The organism is Pseudomonas sp. IT-196MI5 (assembly GCF_949767415.1).
Lineage (GTDB): Bacteria > Pseudomonadota > Gammaproteobacteria > Pseudomonadales > Pseudomonadaceae > Aquipseudomonas.
The window spans coordinates 18,058-36,781 of sequence record NZ_CATKPZ010000018.1 but is presented as its reverse complement, the minus strand read 5'-3'; the positions used below and the strand labels follow the sequence as shown (position 1 = coordinate 36,781).

8 protein-coding genes are annotated in these 18,724 nt (G+C 60.0%); 2 read left to right on the top strand and 6 right to left on the bottom strand.

The genetic code is table 11. The annotated features are described in order from the left end of the window. Positions 1-77 precede the first annotated feature (77 nt). The 5 genes from chrA to ACM6IK_RS13550 all read right to left on the bottom strand — a co-directional run bounded on the left by chrA (position 78) and on the right by ACM6IK_RS13550 (position 4,153). On the bottom strand, positions 78-1,436 hold the full coding sequence (chrA, locus tag ACM6IK_RS13570; protein ID WP_414874742.1) for a chromate efflux transporter: 1,359 nt from the start codon (positions 1,434-1,436) through the stop codon (positions 78-80). After that, complete coding sequence (locus tag ACM6IK_RS13565; protein ID WP_414874741.1) at positions 1,429-2,373, bottom strand: chromate resistance protein ChrB domain-containing protein; 945 nt, start codon at positions 2,371-2,373, stop codon at positions 1,429-1,431. The genes chrA and ACM6IK_RS13565 overlap by 8 nt, the downstream gene beginning before the upstream one ends. Positions 2,374-2,655: 282 nt before the next feature. Further along, a complete protein-coding gene (locus ACM6IK_RS13560; protein WP_414874740.1) occupies positions 2,656-2,862 on the bottom strand; it encodes a co-regulatory protein PtrA N-terminal domain-containing protein in 207 nt (68 codons plus the stop codon). Positions 2,863-2,943: 81 nt separating this feature from the next. Further along, entirely contained in the window at positions 2,944-3,597 is a 654-nt protein-coding gene (locus ACM6IK_RS13555; RefSeq protein ID WP_414874765.1) for a hypothetical protein, read from the bottom strand. Positions 3,598-3,874: 277 nt separating this feature from the next. Continuing rightward, positions 3,875-4,153 (bottom strand): DUF2790 domain-containing protein, encoded by a 279-nt coding sequence (locus ACM6IK_RS13550; RefSeq protein WP_414874739.1) that lies wholly within the window; start codon positions 4,151-4,153, stop codon positions 3,875-3,877. 659 nt (positions 4,154-4,812) lie between these two features. Here ACM6IK_RS13550 and ACM6IK_RS13545 point away from each other — a divergent pair. Beyond that, the gene (locus ACM6IK_RS13545; RefSeq protein ID WP_414874738.1) at positions 4,813-5,505 is read left to right on the top strand and encodes a response regulator; all 693 of its coding nucleotides are present in this window, start codon (positions 4,813-4,815) and stop codon (positions 5,503-5,505) included. A gap of 63 nt (positions 5,506-5,568) precedes the next feature. Here ACM6IK_RS13545 and ACM6IK_RS13540 read toward each other — a convergent pair whose 3' ends face one another. Beyond that, positions 5,569-7,065 (bottom strand): sensor histidine kinase, encoded by a 1,497-nt coding sequence (locus ACM6IK_RS13540; protein ID WP_414874737.1) that lies wholly within the window; start codon positions 7,063-7,065, stop codon positions 5,569-5,571. A gap of 715 nt (positions 7,066-7,780) precedes the next feature. Between ACM6IK_RS13540 and ACM6IK_RS13535 the strand changes: the two genes are divergently transcribed. Next, positions 7,781-18,622, top strand: coding sequence for a peroxidase family protein (locus ACM6IK_RS13535; protein ID WP_414874736.1), 10,842 nt, complete (start codon positions 7,781-7,783; stop codon positions 18,620-18,622). Positions 18,623-18,724 lie beyond the last annotated feature (102 nt).

Genomic DNA, 18,724 nt, shown 5'->3' with positions numbered 1-18,724 from the left:
CCTCCTGCCTGGTTCGGTAGGCTGGGTGATCTGGCGAGCCCAGTGCCCGCCAAAGACTGTTGATCCACTCGTGCGGTCTAGCGCAGCAGATGTACCGCCAAACCGACGAGCGCACAGGCCATCAGCACCTGGATGACGCCCCGCTTGAAGCGGAACAAGGCAATTGCTGCTGCAATGGCGATCAGTGCAGAGGGCCAGTCGAGGTTGCCGCTGAAGCCTTTCGGCCAAAGAACGTGATAGCCGAAGAAACACGCCAGATTAAGGATCACACCGACGACGGCCGCCGTAATGGCGGTGAGCGGTGCGGTGAATTTGAGTTCGTTGTGAGTCGACTCTACCAGCGGGCCACCGGCAAGGATGAACAGGAACGAGGGCAGGAAGGTGAACCAGGTCACCAGGGCGGCGGCCACGGCGCCCGCCAGAAATACTTGATCGGCACCGAATACTTGCAAGACATAGGCACCGACAAAGCCGACGAAAGCCACCACCATGATCAGTGGCCCCGGAGTGGTTTCTCCTAGCGCCAGGCCATCGATCATCTGCGTCGGCGTCAGCCAGCCATGGTGACCGACTGCGCCTTGGTAGACATAGGGAAGTACAGCGTAGGCCCCACCAAAGGTCAGCAACGCGGCCTTGGTAAAGAACCAGCTCATCTGGGTCAAAGTGCCTTCCCAGCCAAAGAGAGCGGTCAAAATCCCCATTGGCAACGCCCACAGTGCGGCGCCGATCAGTGCGAGCGGCACCAGTTTCAACCAACTGAATCGGGCATGCTCAGGGGAGGGCGTGTCGTCATCGATCAACGCCGGACCATAAGACTTTTTGGCGGCGCTATGGCCGCCAGCCCTGAACTTCTCGGGCGCCAGGCGTCCACCGACATAGCCGATTGAAGCTGCACCCAATACGATCAGCGGGAACGGGACATTGAACGCGAAGATGGCGGTAAATGACGCCGCCGCTATCGCCCACAGCCAATTGTTCTTCAACGCCCGAGAGCCGATTCGATGGGCCGCCTGCACCACGATGGCGGTCACGGCAGGCTTGATCCCATAGAAGAGCCCGGCCACCACGGGCACTTCGCCGAACGCGATATACATCCACGACAGAGCGATCAGGATGAACAGTGAGGGCAGCACAAACAGCGCCCCCGCAATCACTCCACCCCAGGTTCGATGCATCAGCCAGCCGATGTAAGTCGCCAATTGTTGAGCCTCTGGCCCAGGCAGCAACATGCAGTAATTGAGGGCATGCAGAAAACGTCGTTCGGAGATCCAGCGCCGACGCTCCACCAGTTCCTGATGCATGATCGAGATCTGTCCGGCCGGCCCGCCGAAGCTGATGAAACCCAGCTTCAACCAGAACCAGAAAGCCTCGCGCAAACTGATCGGCTTTGGCCTCGACAGATCCTCTTCAACCGCGGGTGCGAAAACCTTATTCATTGGGTTGTTCCTCTTTTACAAACCCGGCGAGCAGGCCGTCGAAGATGGCGCTCGCGGCAACCAGCAGCTGGTCGTCATGGAGAATGGTTTCACGTAGCCCTGCCAGCACGCGCTCGATGCCGGCAGCCTCCACCGGTTGAATGCCTCCGACATCGAGGTAATGCACCAAAGCTGCAATGCGGTTCAGGCCTGGCTCCTGAAGTTCAAAGCTGGCTTGCAGGGTTTCGAAGGTCACGCGGTTGCCGGCATGACTGAAGGTCGCATCATCGAAATCAAAGCCCAGGGCGTCGGCTGGGCAGTCTTGGGGGTGCTCGAGCCAGAGGATCCGAGCGTGGGGGTCAATGAAGCGGCGAATCAGCCAGGCGCACGCCAGCCGGTCGACCCAGGGACGCTTGCGTGTTGCCCAGATACGACCCTGATAGTCGCCAGGATTGAGTGCCGTTATCGGGTGGTTGCTGCTGTGCGGCTCATCCGGCGACAGGGCTCTACTGACCGCCGTCTCTAGCGCCTGCAACGCCGAATCGATCTGCTGCTTCGGCTGGCCTGGGAAGTAATCGATGCTTGCCAGTTGATCGTAGACTTTGCGCAGCTTACGAATTTGTCTGGTCGTCGCCAGCGCATTTTCAGCATTCAGCCGTCCACGGCATTCTTCGATCTGCGCACGAAGCTTGACGTAATCATCGCTACGGTCGAACCACTCGACAAAGCGCTCACCATCAGGATCGACGACGGGCAGGACGAACGCAGTGCCCTTGATGGCAAGGATGTCACGCTCTACAGACGCCAGCACTTCACGACACAAACCGGTGTCAGGCAACAGGTAGGCGCCATCGCGCAAGACCGCAGCACCTGCCGTTTTCAAGGCACGCCAGGCGCGCATGCGTTCGGTGGCATTCGCGGTGGGTAGGCCTAGAATCAAAGCCAGCCATTTCTTCATGTAGAGATCGCAATTTATTTTGTAATGCGCATTACATTATCTCTGTTTTACATGTTTGGAAAGCTGTCCATGAGAACAGAGAATTCTGGCAAGCATGGATGACGCCGCCGGGATAGGCGCGCTGGAAAACAGTGATACCTTTCGGGATGACGACTGCGGATTCAACCCACTGGATTTTGTGTAATCTGGATTTGTGTTAAACAAGCAAAAGCAGCACCCTGGGTGCTGCTTTTGAGGTTGGAGGCTGCACATTTCTGTCAGCCCGGGGATGCGCTACACCGCTCAGCTGTCGGTGCGATCGGCGGCCTTGGCCTTGCTTTGAGCGACAGCGGCTTCAGCCTTCTGTTTCTGGGCAACCTGGAAGGCTTTCATCGAGACTGTGCGGGCCGACTCCATGCGTGCGACGGTCCGGTCACCGCCACCGGTGGCCATCGCCAGAGAAGAAGCGGTCAGAGCGGCGACTACGAAGAGAACTTTCATGGATTTCATTTGGGTATCCTCAAGTGAGACTTTTAAACAGTTAAAACGCAATTCATGGGCCAGCGCTGAACGTCCTTGTTCAACCTGGATTCACCAGCCAGCCAGGGCGGCGTTGCCTGGAGTCCAGGTGTCTCGCTCCATGCGCGCTTCGGCGTCTTTGTTTTTTGCCCAGACGGTGAGCAGTACCATCATCCCGAAGCCGCCGACGATGAGCACCGGATAGGCTGCCAGCAACTCCAGCAGGGAGTACTTCCAGGCCAGCGGACGACCCACACCCAGCATGGCGGCATAGAACCACGACACGCCAGAGAACGCCCCCGAGAACAGCGCCAGCATGCGCAGGCTGAAGGAGAGTTTCAGTAACGAACCGGCCTTTTTCAGCGCCGGCAATACAGCGCGATGCAACACGAAGCCGTTAATGGTCAACAGCACAACGATGCCGATCTTGGCTTGCAATTTTGGATTGAGGAAATACTCCATTCCCTTGCCGGCATAATCGATCCCGACAATGGCAATGCCCGTAATCCAGAGCGCTACAAGTGCATACGATACGGTTTTTTGCAGACTGTCCATGTGCGCGTCATCATGGTGACCTGATGCATCGCCCTTCAGGAGTTGCTTGACCATTGCAATGTCACTGGTCAAAACCAGCCCGATTGCTACGCAGCAGGCGATAAGGTGAAAATATACAACGCCCAAACGCACATATTCCACGGTGGACGAAGAAAACATACTAAGTTCCATGGTGACCTCTTGGTTGTAATAGTGAATCAACTTGGCTCTGGACACGGCATCATTGGAATTTGTCGTGGCTGAGTGCAGTCAAGATCCAGTAATTATTATTAATTAATCTTGCGGCATTACGCTGCCAAGATAAGAGTGACGCTCGCGAATGAACTTTTAATCATTCAAATGTTTTCATTTTCAGGTAACAACAAACATCATCCGCACGGGGTGCCTATGAAGTTTGACTTCCGCTTCTGAGGCGCAGGCGAGGCCCGGAACTCTATCGGCGAGCAGATCAGGCAATGCTGGTGGGGTCGGCGGGGCTTGCACCCCATTCGAGGAAGCGGATCTTGTGAATCTCGCCCTCGCTGTCTTCGTAGACCAGGGTCACCGGCACCATGCCGGTCTTGTCGGAGGTATCGGTGCGCTGCAATACCCGTTTCACATCGATGTCCATTCCGTAGTGATATTCGACGGCCGAGACATGCGCGCCGGGTTCCTGCAGGCTGCTCTGGTCGAAGACACTGGGTGCGAGACTGGAAATCACGGCACTGACAATTGTGGCGATGCTCATAAGGCTGACCTCTTTTGTAGTTCGCTTGACAAGGACCTAATGTGACACGTGATGAGAGTGAAGTTCACTGCACCGCGACGAACGTGCCCGCCTGAAAAGCCTGTAGTGGCTGTAAACTCCCGGCAATTCCCCGCGCTTGACGCCTCTCGACCGTTCGTCCTTAAACCCCCGTATTTGTTGGGTAAAGCCCGTTTTTGGAGGAGGTTATGACATGTCATGACGGATTTTTCGTGCGGTGGTTGTGACAGTACGTGGACCGAAAATGCCAGCTGTCGAGGCGGGGGGAAGGTCGGGTATTGGCTGTGGATTCAACCGGTCACCTCAGGGCAATCAGCCCCAGGCGAAAGCGGTCGGTATCTCCATAAATGGGGCATTACACCCACCCAACCGGGCGTTTGCCACCTGATTTGAGGAATATCCCCCTCTCATCCTTTCTCTCGCTTGAAATACTCAGAAACAGCCTGCTAATTAATTTGGGTTTTATCTTCGTCCTATTGAAATGGCTCATAAGTTGCAGCCCCTCGAATAGTACCCGCACAGCTGTCGTCCCGGACATCATGGAGACGGTTGGACTTGCCGGATCGGGTATGGCGCGAGGGGTGAAAAATGAAACGTGCGACACCACCATGCAGCTGCATCGGCTCTTATAAGGAGTTCTTATGAGTTCCATGATCAAGATTGGCATCGTTGATGATCACCCGCTGTTAAGGGATGGAGTCACAATGGCGCTGAGGAAAATAGCCGACTTCCAGGTGGTCGGGCAGGGCGGGTCCGCCGATGATGCCCTGGAAATTACCGCTCGTTTGGCTCCGGATGTTTTGCTGATGGATGTCAATATGCCGGGCGATAGCTTTGCTGCCGTGCGAGCGATCTCCGCTTCTTCGCCGTCAGTCAGAATTTTGATGCTGACGGTATCCGAGTCCATCGAGGACGCCTATTCCGCCCTCGAAGCAGGCGCGCAGGGGTATGCGTTGAAAGGCATAAGCGGTCGCGAACTTGTACAAGCCATCAGACAGGTCGCCGGTGGTGAAACCTTCATTACACCCAAGCTGGCCAGCAAGCTCTTGGGCAGTTTCAGAAAGCACGCGGGTGATAAGCAAAAGATCGAACTGACCCATCGCGAAGAACAAGTTATCCGGGAGGTATCGAAGGGCCTGACCAACCGCGAGGTGGCTATCAAGCTTGAGCTCTGCGAGAAGACCATCAAGCACTACATGACGAATGTCATGTACAAGCTACGGGTTCGTAACCGGACGCAGGCAGTCGCAGCCGTGAGACGACATTGGGAGAGTGACCATATACCTGGTTTATGCAGTGCTCTTCAACGCCGCGACTTGAATGACAACGGCTAGACAAGCTCCGAGCCATAAGCGTTTCCGGTGACTTGGGTGCGATGATCGTTTGGGTACGGGGGATCAGATTTTGAACAGCGCCCTGGCTTTGGTTCCGGCATGGGGCGCCGATTCAATGATGAATATTCCGCCGAGGGATTCGACGCGATAGCGCATGCCGACTAGGCCCAGATGAGTCCGGCCTCGACCTGGCACGCTCGGTTTCTCGGTTGAAATACCCACTCCTGTATCCTCGACTTGCACTTGCAGTAGCCCTTCGGAGTGAGATGCGCTGAGTTTTTGGCCTTTTCCTCCTGCGTGAAGGTAGGCATTGTTCAATGCTTCCTGGGCGAAGCGGTAAATACAGATTTTATGCGCTGTCGGTACATCGTCCGCAAGCGTATCAAGCTCCAGTTCGACTCGCGTCTCGGTTCGCTCTTCGTGCCGCTGGGCAAGCAATAGCAGCGCATCGTGCAGGCTCAGATCATTGATTTCCGGAAGTGCCAGGCCGAGAGAAATTTCCCGCACTTCGTTTAACGCATCTTTGCCGGCCCGCCTGATCATGTCGAGGGCTTCCCCATCCGAGGCGCCTTGCGAGTCTTCGAGTTCTTCAAGGCGAAGGAGAATAAGTGACAACAGCTGAGCGGGACCATCATGAAGATCTGCCCCGATCCGACGAAGGGTAAGTTCATTGATCTTTGAGAATTCGCGATTGGCTGTAGTGACTTTAAACTGAAGGGCGGCATTATTTGAGTGCAACCTGGCTTGCTCCTGCATTCGCCATTCAAGTGCTGTTTCCTGCTGCTTTATGATCTTGTCGTCACGCCGAACGATAAAAAACAGCAACAACAGCATGGCCATCGTTGCTGTACCAACAATCGCCCACACTTTCTGGCGAACGTTATTGATTTCGCGCTGTAGCGCTTGCGCGGTTTCGTAGAACTCACCCACCGCAACAATCTTTCCAGTACCCGTTTCGCGCAGTGGAGCAAAAATTTCATAGAACGGAATATTCAGGCTTCGCTCAAACACATCGTCAGTATCGTCCTCAAGATCATTGTCCAGTTCTGTATAGATCTTGCCTGTCAGCGCCTGTGAGATCTCCTCTGTCGGAAATTTTTTCTGGACCGCGGATTTGTCGGTGCTGTAGACAATCGTGCCGTCTGGAAGCCAGATCTTCACCGAGACGACATGTGTACTGAGCGAGGTGCTGGACAGCAACTGATCGATGGTCTGAATCGTTCCATCGGGGAGTTCTTTGGCAGTGGTCAACCCTTGGACAAAAGGTTCGAGAAAGTTCTGCATATAACGCGCCCCCGTCTCTGCCGCCGTTTGAACCGTTGCCTCTTCGATACTCTGGCTTACGAGGTTTCCAACGAGCGTCATGGTCAAACCCAGAATGATTGTGGCGCAGATTGCGAACTGGGTTGAGCGGCTTAAATGGCGCAATTTCGTACCGGTGATCTGTCTCCCGGGCACTGCGTCACTGGACGTTTGGCCAGCCTCTGATTCGACCAAGGTCTGATCCGATTCTTTGACCAAGGTCTCAGAATTTGGCTGGGCTTTCGTCTCTGTACACATCCGGGTACCACCTCAATACTCATTTTCAATGGAGTGTAAAGCTAGCGTTTAAGGTTGAGGGCGGGACGGGCGATGAATAGTTTAAAAAGATTCTCGATCAATCCGGGTAATCGCTATTTCCGGCAAAAACAGTCGGGGGGTATTACCAATAGCAATGATTTCCTGACTCCGCCACCTGGCGAGTGGACCCCGTCTCCAATACAGACTAGTCAATTCCTAGTCGATGCCAGTTTGCTCATGGATAAAAGGCTTGTTGACGAAGCCGCATGGACGCAGAACCGTGCCATCACCCCTCAGGAACTCCCGGACTTTGGCGATCTTCGCGAGCCTGTTCCGGCCAATGACTCTGATCGCTGGATGTGTGGCATCTGTGACAAGCCCCCTATGCCTGAGAGAGCCATATGGACAGATGTTTAGAGCCCCGATACCCGACGGGGCCATTAGTAAGTTACGTCATCTATCCAACCCGTGTTCATGGGCCGTCGCCTCCTTGAGGCGCAATACCAGCCTGTAGTTACGGTTGTCATGGGGAATTGATCCTCAGTTGAGCACTGCTGATCGCACGCGATTCAGTAAGGGCTTCGTATGGCCGTGAAATCAGGCCCCGTCGTTCAATTTCTGTTTTTTGTTTATGGGGTTCAACACTAAACCACGCGTTTACAGCGGTGTTTTATGCGTGTGGTTTCCTGATCAGTCAAGCATCGAGGAAACAGCCATGGCCAGCTTCAACAAGTCCGATCTCGAGTTCATTCTCGAACAAATTTTCATCGCCGAACGGCATGCGGCAGGCGCGAGTCTGGCTGACATGCTGCCGAACGTAGAAGTACCCTTCGGCCTGCGCACCGTGTCCGGCTTCGGCAACAACCTGGCCAATCCCCAGTTCGGTGCCGCCGACAATTTCTTTCCGCGCATGACGACGCCGGTGTTCAATACCGCGCAGGTCCAGCCGGTCGGTTTCTTCGGCCCGACCGATCCTGGCGGAACCACGCCGACCTCCTACCTGCAGACCAGCGGTGCCGTCTTCGACTCGCAGCCGCGCACCATCAGCAACCTGATCGTGGACCAGACCGCCAACAACCCGGCGGCGGTCGCGGCCGCGGCGGCCAATCTGGGTTCACAGGTGGTCACCAGCCCCGGTCTGGATGGCCTGTTCGGCACCGCCGACGACGTTTCCGTCTTCCAGATCCCTAATATCACGCCGGACGCGGGCCTGACCGCGCCCTTCAACGCCTGGATGACTTTCTTCGGCCAGTTCTTCGACCACGGCCTGGACCTGGTCACCAAAGGCGGCAGCGGCACGGTGTTCATTCCGCTGCAACCCGACGATCCACTGTTCGTGCCTGGTAGCCCGACCAACTTCATGGTGTTGACGCGGGCCACCAATCTGCCCGGTGCCGACGGCATCCTCGGCACCGCCGATGACGTCCACGATCAGAGCAACACCACCTCGCCGTTTGTCGACCAGAACCAGACCTACAGCTCGCATCCCTCGCATCAGGTATTCCTGCGCGCCTATGAGCTCAACGCCGCTGGCGATCCGGTCGCCACCGGCAAGCTGATCACCAATCGTGACCTGGGTGTCGATGGTGTGTTCGGCACCGCCGACGACGTCGAAATCGGTGGCATGGCCACCTGGAAGGTGGTCAAGGCCCAGGCCCATGATCTGCTCGGGATCAACCTGACCGATGCGGATGTGTTCGATCTGCCGCTGCTGGCGACCGACGCCTATGGCAACTTCATCAAGGGGCCCAACGGCCTACCGCAAGTGGTGATGAAGGGCGCGGATGGCATTGCCGGCACCGCCGATGACATACTCGTCGAAGGTAACCGGGCCGCACCCATCAGCCTGACGAACGCCGTGCGCACCGGTCACCAGTTCCTCATCGACATCGCTCACAGCGCCGATCCTACCGGTGGCCTGACGGCCGATGCGGACACCATCATCGGCGGCCCGCAAGCGCCCGGCACCTACGACAACGAGCTGTTGGATGCGCATTACATCGCCGGCGATGGCCGCGTCAACGAGAACATCGGCCTGACCACCGTCCACTCCGTCTTCCACCACGAGCACAACCGGCTGGTCGATCAGACCAAGGCGACGGTACTGGCCTCCGCCGACCTCGTCTTCCTGAACCAGTGGCTGATGCCCGACGCCCAACTGGCAGCGTTGCCGGTGACGGCGGCCGACATCGCGGCCCTGCACTGGAACGGCGAGCGGCTGTTCCAGGCGGCCAAGTTCGGCACCGAGATGCAGTACCAGCACCTGGTGTTCGAGGAGTTCGCGCGCACCGTCCAGCCGCAAGTGGACGTCTTCCTGGCGCCCATGGGTAACGACACCACGATCGACGCGTCGATCGTCGCCGAGTTCGCGCACACGGTCTTTCGCTTCGGCCACTCGATGCTGGTGGAGACGGTCGATCGTTTCGATCCCAACTTCAACGTCGTCGGCGACGGCAATCCGATTGATCCGGGCAATCAACAGACCGGCCTGATCGCGGCCTTCCTCAACCCGCTGGCATTCGCTGCGAGCGGCCCTACCCCTGAGCAGGCGACAGGCGCCATCGTGCGCGGCCTGACCCGCCAGGTCGGCAACGAGATCGACGAGTTCGTGACCGATGCGGTGCGCAACAACCTGGTCGGCCTGCCGCTGGACCTGGCCGCCCTCAACCTGGCGCGTGGCCGCGACGCCGGCATCCCGTCACTGAACGCGGCGCGGCGCGAGTTCTACCAAATGACCGGCGACAGCCAGTTGACCCCCTACACGAGCTGGGCCGACTTCGTGCAGCACATGAAGCACCCGGAATCGCTGATCAATTTCATCGCCGCCTACGGCACGCACTCGACCATCACTAGCGCTACGACGCTGGCGGGCAAGCGCGCCGCGGCTGCGGATCTGGTGCTCGGTAGCGCCACGGCGCCGGCCGACCGCCTGGACTTCCTGCACAGTACCGGCGCCTGGGCCAGCACCGCCGGTGCGGACGGTATTCTGAACACCGCAGACGACGTGACCACCACCGGCCTGGACGCCGTCGATTTCTGGATCGGCGGCCTGGCCGAAGAGAAGATGCCCTTTGGCGGCCTGCTGGGTTCGAGCTTCAACTTCGTCTTCGAAACCCAGATGGAAAACCTGCAGAATGGCGACCGTCTCTACTATCTGGCGCGCACCGCGGGACTCAACTTCGGCACTGAGCTTGAGAACAATTCGTTCGCCAATCTGGTGATGCTCAACAGCGATGCAACACACCTGTCGGCTAACATATTCCTGACACCGGCCTTCACCCTGGAGACCGACCCGACGCGCCAGTTCAACCAGAGTGTGGTGGCCGGCCCGGATGGCATACTGGTCGACAATCCATTGACACCAGTCAATGAGGCCGCCGACAACCTGCCCGCCAACGCCGACCCCTTTGGCCCGTCGATCCACCCGATCGGCTCACCACGGATTGACCATTTCACGCCGCTGGTGATCCGCGACAACCCCGCCACAGTGGGCCTGGATACCAACTACCTGCACTACACCGGCGGCGATACGGTCGTGCTGGGCGGCACGGTCGGCAACGATATCCTCATTGCCGGCGACTCGGACGACGACACCGTCTATGGCGACGCCGGCAACGACCGGCTCGACGGCGGCTACGGCAACGACAACGTCTTCGGCGGCACCGGTGACGACATCATCACCGACATCGGCGGCGACGACACCATCCACGGCGAAGACGGCAACGACGTCATCCAGGCCGGTAACTCGACCCTGGCCGGCAGCAATCTGGTCCTCGGCGGTGCGGGCAAAGACTTCGTCATCACGACCGAAGACATCTCGACGATCTTCGGCGGAACGGGCGACGACTTCATCCTCGGCGCCAAAGTCAACCTGTCGCCGCAGGGCGGCGAAGGCGATGACTGGATCGAGGGGGGCACTCAGGACGGTGCGGTCGGCGACAACAACAGCCCAACATTAACCGACGATATACCTGGCAACGACATCTTCATCGGAAAAGGCGGATTCGATGAAATGATCGGCGAGGGCGGCGACGAAGTGTTCGTCGCCAGCGACGCTCAGGACAAGATGGACGGCATGTCCGGGTTCGACTGGACCACCTACAAGAATGACCAGTTCGGCGTGACCGTCGACATGGTCACCCCGTTCTTCAGTCCCTATCACCCGGTGGCCGATGCCGCGGGCAATATCGTGGGCGCGGTGGCGCAATCGGCCGATGCGGTCTATGACCGGTTCGCGGAAGTGGAGGGCCTGTCGGGGTCGTCCTTCGCCGACTTCCTGCGCGGCGATGATCAAAACGCGGCCATCATCGCCAACTTCACGGCCAGGGGCAGCATCCTCACCAACTTCGATCTCGTCAGCGGCCTGCGGGCCTTCGTCGGTGCCGCTGCTGCTGGCCCCGACGGCATCGTGGGTACCGCAGACGATCAGTTCGGCGCGGGCAACATCATCCTCGGCGGCGATGGCAGCGACATCATCGAAGGCCGTGGCGGCAGCGATCTCATCGACGGCGACAGTTGGCTCAACGTGCGCATCAGCGTGCGGCAGAACATCGATGGCACCGGGCCGGAGATCGCCACCTTCGACGGCATGGAGCCCCTGATCCCGCTCATGCTGAACGGCACCTTCAATCCCGGCCAGCTCGTCGCCGTGCGCGAAATCCTGCCCGGTACATCCGTAGGCGGGGCTGCATTCGATACCGTCAACTTCATGGGTCCTCTGGCGAACTACACGATCGCCGTCAACGGCATCGTCGTCGATCCTGCCGTTCCCCTCGACATCGCCGCCACCGACATCGTCACCGTGACCGACAATGTCGGCAAGGAAGAAACCGACCGTCTCACCCACATCGAGCGGCTGCAGTTCTCCGATCAGGCAGTGGTCCTCGTGCAGGGGGTCAACGCCGAGCCTGTGGGCGCGCTGACAGTCGATATCACTGCACCGACCGTAGGCCAGACGCTGACCGTGTCGGCGGCAGGCATCAGCGATGGCGACAACGCGGGCGGGGGGATCAACAACTCCATCAGTTACATATGGCAGGTTGAATTGGCACCGGGTTCGGGCGTCTTCGAGGACATCATCCTCGGGCCAGGCCGCATCGGTATCGGATTTACAAGAGCGGACGCGCCCACTCTCACGGTGACGGCAGATCTTGCCGGCCTGGCAGTGCGGGTCAAAGGCATCTATGCCGACGATAATGGCGTGACCGAGCAGGTGTTCTCCGCGCCAACCACCGCCATAGTGGCCGGCGCGCCGGCCCCCGTAGTGGCGCCTTCGCTGATCGATCCGCAGACCACTGCCCCCAGCAACGGTGTGCGTTACACGCAATCGGACCTGGCGTTCATCCTTGACCAGATCAAGATCGCGGAACACCACGCGGCGGGCGAGAACCTGGTTACTCTGCTGCCGAACATACGGGTGCCATACGGATTGCGCACGGTCGAAGGGACGGACAACAACCTGCTCCATCCCGAGTTCGGTGCCGCCGATACGGTATTCCCGCGCCTGACCACGCCGGACTTCCGCACGGCCGAAGCCGGCACGAGCTACACCCAGACCAGCGGCCTGGTGACCGATTCGCAGCCGCGCACCATCAGCAACCTGATCGTCGACCAGACCGCCAGCAACCCGGCAGCGGTCGCGGCTACCTTCGATCCGGGTCTGGATGGCATCCTTGGCACGGCTGACGATGTCTTGAAAGTCGGCTCACAGGTGATTACCGGAACCCGCACCGACGGCACGACGTTCCAGACCTTCTTCAACTCGAACGTGAGCCCCGACGCGGGCCTGACCGCGCCCTTCAATCAATGGATGACTTTCTTCGGCCAGTTTTTCGACCATGGCCTGGACCTCGTCACCAAGGGCGGCTCGGGCACTGTGTTCATTCCGCTGCAGCCGGATGACCCGTTGTTCGTGCCCGGTAGCCCGACCAACTTCATGGTGCTGACGCGCGCCACCAATCAGCCCGGCCCCGACGGCATCCTGGGCACGGCCGACGACATCCACGAGAACACCAACACCACCTCGCCGTTTGTCGACCAGAACCAGACCTACAGCTCGCATCCTTCGCATCAGGTGTTCCTGCGTGCCTATGAGCTCAATGCAGCCGGCGACCCGGTGGCCACCGGCAAGTTGATCGAAAATCGTGATCTGGGCGCCGATGGCGTGTTCGGCACGGCCGACGACGTAGGGATCGGCGGCATGGCCACCTGGAAGGTGGTCAAGGCGCAAGCTCATGACCTGCTCGGGATCGACCTCACCGATGCCGATTTCAACAACGTGCCATTGCTGGCGACCGACGCCTACGGCAACTTCATCAAGGGTCCGAACGGTTTTCCTCAGGTGGTGATGGTGGGCCCGGACGGCATTGCCGGCACGGCCGACGATGTGCTGGTTGAAGGCAATCCAGCGGCGCCCATCAGCCTGGTCGATGCCGTACGCACCGGCCATGCCTTCCTCAACGACATCGCGCACACCGCCGTTCCGATCGACGACGCGACCGGCGCAGCACTCCTGCCCGATGTGGACACTGTTGTTGGCGGTACGCCTGCACCGGGCTTCTACGACAACGAACTGCTGGATGCGCACTACATTGCCGGCGACGGCCGGGTCAACGAGAACATCGGTCTGACCACCGTCCATTCCATCTTTCACCATGAGCACAACCGCCTGGTCGATCACACCATGGCCGTGGTCCTGGCGACAGCGGCAAGCGGCGATGTGTCGTTCCTGAACGAGTGGCTGCTGACGCCTGTCACTGCCGTTCCCGTCGACACCACGACCCTTGACTGGAACGGCGAGCGTCTGTTCCAGACGGCGAAGTTCGGCACCGAGATGCAGTACCAGCACCTGGTGTTCGAGGAGTTCGCGCGTACGATCCAGCCGATGGTCGATCCCTTCTTCGCCCCAGGCCAGGTGTACGACACCGCGATCGATCCGAGCATCGTTGCCGAGTTCGCGCACACCGTTTATCGTTTCGGGCACTCGATGCTGCTGGAGCAGGTCGACCGGCTGGATCCGAACTTCGCCTCGAGCGATATCGGGCTGATTCAGGCCTTCCTCAACCCGATCGCGTTCGCGGGCAGTGGTCCGACCCCGGAACAGGCGGCCGGTGCCATCGTGCGCGGCGTGACCCGGCAAGTGGGCAACGAGATTGACGAGTTCGTCACCGAAGCCCTGCGCAACAACCTGCTGGGCCTGCCGCTCGATCTGCCCGCCATCAACCTGGCGCGCGGCCGCGATACCGGCATTCCGTCCCTGAACGCGGCGCGGCGGGAGTTCTATCTGCCTACTGGCGACGCAGAGCTCAAGCCTTACACCAGTTGGGCCGATTTCGTGCAGCACATAAAACATCCGGAATCGCTGATCAACTTCATCGCCGCCTACGGCACGCACGCGACCATCACCGGCGCCCTCACGCTGGCGGACAAGCGCGCCGCGGCTGCGGACCTGGTGTTAGGCAGCGCGACTGCACCGGCCGACCGTGTCGACTTCCTCAACAGCACGGGAGCCTGGGCCAGCACCGCCGGTGCGGACGGTATTCTGAACACCGCGGACGACGTGACCATCACCGGCCTGGACAGCGTCGACTTCTGGGTTGGCGGGCTGGCCGAGGAGAAAATGCCCTTTGGCGGCATGCTCGGCTCGACCTTCAACTTCGTCTTCGAGAACCAGATGGAGAAACTCCAGGACGGCGACCGCTTCTACTATCTGGAACGCACCGCCTCGATGGACTTTGGCGCCGAACTTGAGAACAACACGTTCGCTTCTCTGGTGATGGCCAATACCGACGCAACACACCTCTCGGCCAGGGTTTTCCTGACGCCGGCCTTTACCCTCGAGGTCGACCCGACCAAGCAGTTCAACCCGAGCGTGATTGCCGGGCCGGATGGCATACTGGTCGACAATCCATTGACACTAGTCAATGAGGCCGCCGACAACCTGCCGGGCAATGCCGATCCTTTTGGACCGTCGAACCATCCGATTGGCTCACCACGCAGTGACTTCCTCACACCGCTGGTGATCCGCGACAACCCCGGCACAGTGGGCCCGGATACCAACTACCTGCACTACACCGGTGCCGATACGGTCGTGCTCGGCGGCACACCCGGCAACGATATCCTCATTGCCGGCGACTCGGACGATGACACGGTCTATGGCGATGCCGGTAACGACCGGATCGATGGCGGCTACGGTAACGACCAACTCCTTGGCGGTACCGGTGACGACATCATCACCGACATCGGCGGCGACGACGTCATCCACGGCGAGGACGGCAACGACGTCATCCAGGCCGGCAACGGCCTGAACCTGATCCTCGGCCAGGCCGGACAGGACTTCATCATCACCGGCGAGGACGCGGCCGACAGCAGTGGCGGCCTGGGCAACGACTTCATCCTCGGCAGCAAGGCGAACGAGTTTGCGCGCGGCGGCGAAGGCGACGACTGGATCCAGAACGGATCCGCCGATGGTGCTGCCGGCGACAACTTTGACGCATTCGGCGACGATAAGATCATTGGCAACGATGTCTTCTTGGGTGATGGCGGACCGGACAACTTCGACGGGGAAGGCGGTGATGACATCATGGTCGGCAGCCCCAGCGAGGCGGATGTTTACATCGGGTTCTCCGGTTACGACTGGGCGACCTACAAGGATGATCCAGTCGGCGTGACCATTGGCCTCAACTCCAGTCAGCGCTTCTTCGATCAGCCGGCGGTGCCCGGTTCCACCGCGTCGATCCTTGCCCGTCTGGACCTGGTGGAAGGGCTGTCGGGATCGGCACACGCCGATTTCCTCAGCGGCGATGATTCCACCGCGGTAACGCTCGCTATCGCTGGCGCCACGGGTAGTGTGCTCACCAACCTTGACCTCATCAGTGGTCTGCGGGCGTTCGTTGGTGCCGCTGCTGCTGGCGCTGACGGCATCGTGGGTACCGCAGACGATAAGTTCGACGGGGGCAACATTATCCTGGGTGGTGCCGGCAGCGACGTCATCGAAGGTCGTGCCGGCGATGACCTCATCGACGGCGACAAGTGGCTCAATGTGCGCATCAGCGTGCGGCAGAACATCGATGGCACCGGGCCGGAAATCGCCAGCTTCGACGACATGACACCGCTGGTCCCGCTGATGTTGAACGGTACCTATAACCCCGGCCAGCTCCAGATCGTCCGTGAAATCCTGACGGCGCCCGGTCCCGACTTCGACACGGCGCTGTTCTCCGGCAATTTTGCGGATTACACCGTCATCGAGAACGTCAACGGCACCGTGACGGTCACCGACAGTGTCGCTGGCAGAGACGGGATCGACACCCTCAGCAATATCGAACGGTTGCAATTCTCCGATCAGGCGATCGTGCTGGGCGGTTTGAACTCGGCGCCAGTCGGTTCGCTGAGGATCGACGATCCTACGCCGGCTGTCGGACAGACGCTGACGGTATCGGCGGCAGACATCACTGATGCCGACAATACTGCAACCGGCGGCGCGATCACCAGCCCCATCAGTTTCTTCTGGCAGTTCGAACCAAGCCCGGGCTCGGGCGTCTTCCAAGACGTCACTTTCTTTGCCGCCGGCGAGACCGCGCGCGCGGAGGGCACGACCGTCACGGTGAGCACGGAATTCATGGTCGCACCACCGGCGACCCTCATTGGCGCCGTGCCGGCTATCCCGCAACTCGTCGTGCCAACCGGACTGGCGCTGCGCGTCAGGGCGGTCTACAAGGACGCCAATGGCGTGCTGGAGGAGGTGTTCTCGGCGCCGACCGCACCGATCACCCCGGCCGGTACCGGCACCGTCAATGTCCTGCCGGTCGGCACTGTGCTGATCAGCGATACGACTCCGACGCCAGGCTTTGCCTTGACCGCCACGGATGCGTTCACCGACGCCAACGGGACCACGACTTCGGTGATCAGCCATCAGTGGCAGGTGGGGAGCGGTGCGATCTTTACCGACCTCGTCGGGGAGACGGGCACGACCTTCACGCCCAGCTCGGTGCAGACCGGTCAGCAACTGCGTGTCGTCGCGAGTTACGTCGATGACCTCGGCACACTCGAGCGAGTCACCTCTGCCGCAACGACAGTGGTCGGCGAATTGTTTGTCGGTACCGCCGGTGACGACATATACACCGGCACGCCAGGCGACGACTTGGCCAGCGGAGGTGCTGGCAACGACATCCTGAGCGGCTTGGGCGGCAACGACATCCTCAACGGTGACGCAGGCAATGACATGCTCATCGGGGGGACGGGGGCCGATACCATGGCCGGCGGTGTGGGCGACGATGTCTACGAAGTCACCGACCTCGGGGACGTGGTGACCGAGCTCGGCGGTGAGGGTATTGACACAGTCTGGACCTCGCTCTCGGGCTACACGCTGAGTGCCAACGTCGAGAATCTGTTTTTCGGCGGCAGCGGCAACTTCGCGGGCACCGGCAACGCGCTCGACAACACGCTCGTGGGCGGTGCGGGTAACGACGTCCTGATCGGTGGCGCAGGTGCCGACACGATGGCTGGCGGTGGCGGCAGCGATGTCTACGAAGTCACCGAGCTTGGGGACGTGGTGAGCGAGAACGCCGGTGCCGGCAGCGACACGGTCTGGACCTCGCTCGGGAGCTACGTCCTGGGTGCCAACGTCGAGAATCTGTTTTTCGGCGGCAGCGGCGACTTTGCGGGCACCGGCAACACGCTCGACAACACGGTCGCGGGGGGGGCGGGTAATGACGTCCTCGTCGGTGGCGCAGGTAACGACATCCTCATCGGTGGCGCAGGTACCGACACGATGGTCGGTGGCGTCGACAACGATGTCTACACAGTCGACAACCTCGGGGACGTGGTGACCGAACTCGCCGGTTCGGGTAACGACACGGTCTGGTCCTCGCTCGGGAGCTATGTCCTGGGTGCCAACCTCGAAAACCTGTTTTTCGGCGGCAGCGGCGACTTTGCGGGCACCGGCAACGCGCTCGACAACGTGATCGCGGGGGGGGCAGGTAATGACATCCTCGTCAGTGCCGCAGGTAACGACCTCATCATCGGTGGCACAGGTGCCGACACAATGACCGGCGGTGTCGGCAACGATGTCTACGAAGTCACCGACCCTGGGGACGTGGTGACCGAGCTTGGCGGCGAGGGTATTGACACGGTCTGGACCTCGCTCGGGAGCTACGTCCTGGGTGCCAACGTCGACAACCTGTTTTTCGGCGGCAGCGGCGACTTTGCGGGCACCGGCAACGCGCTCGACAACACGATCGCGGGGGGGGCGGGTAATGACGTCCTCGTCGGTGGCGCAGGTAACGACGTGATGAGTGGCGGCGTCGCCGGCAACGATATCTTCGCGTTTGCCCCAGGCTTCGGCAACGATACGATCCTGAACTTCGGAGCCAATCCGGGCGCAGGGCAGGACTTGCTCAATATCACGGGGATGGGGGTCACCAGCGCGGTGTTCGCGACCAACGTGAGCATAACGGCTGACGGGGCGGACACGGTGGTAGGGATCGGGACGGACTCCATCCGCCTGGTGGGTGTCAACAGCGCGGCCGTTGATCAGACGGACTTCATTCTGGTCGTCTGAGGTCCTGGTCAGTACCGTCGCAGGAGGGCGGAACAGTAGAGGGGAGGGCATGGATGCCCTCCCTTTCTCTTTTCAATCAAATGCCCATTAGTTATCGGGGTG

Bases quoted from the DNA above. Each gene is read 5' to 3' on its own strand.
- ACM6IK_RS13555 (WP_414874765.1), bottom strand. From the start codon at position 3,597: ATGGAACTTAGTATGTTTTCTTCGTCCACCGTGGAATATGTGCGTTTG.
- ACM6IK_RS13565 (WP_414874741.1), bottom strand. From the start codon at position 2,373: ATGAAGAAATGGCTGGCTTTGATTCTAGGCCTACCCACCGCGAATGCC.
- chrA (WP_414874742.1), bottom strand. From the start codon at position 1,436: ATGAATAAGGTTTTCGCACCCGCGGTTGAAGAGGATCTGTCGAGGCCA.
- ACM6IK_RS13540 (WP_414874737.1), bottom strand. From the start codon at position 7,065: ATGTGTACAGAGACGAAAGCCCAGCCAAATTCTGAGACCTTGGTCAAA.
- ACM6IK_RS13550 (WP_414874739.1), bottom strand. From the start codon at position 4,153: ATGAGCATCGCCACAATTGTCAGTGCCGTGATTTCCAGTCTCGCACCC.
- ACM6IK_RS13560 (WP_414874740.1), bottom strand. From the start codon at position 2,862: ATGAAATCCATGAAAGTTCTCTTCGTAGTCGCCGCTCTGACCGCTTCT.
- ACM6IK_RS13545 (WP_414874738.1), top strand. From the start codon at position 4,813: ATGAGTTCCATGATCAAGATTGGCATCGTTGATGATCACCCGCTGTTA.
- ACM6IK_RS13535 (WP_414874736.1), top strand. From the start codon at position 7,781: ATGGCCAGCTTCAACAAGTCCGATCTCGAGTTCATTCTCGAACAAATT.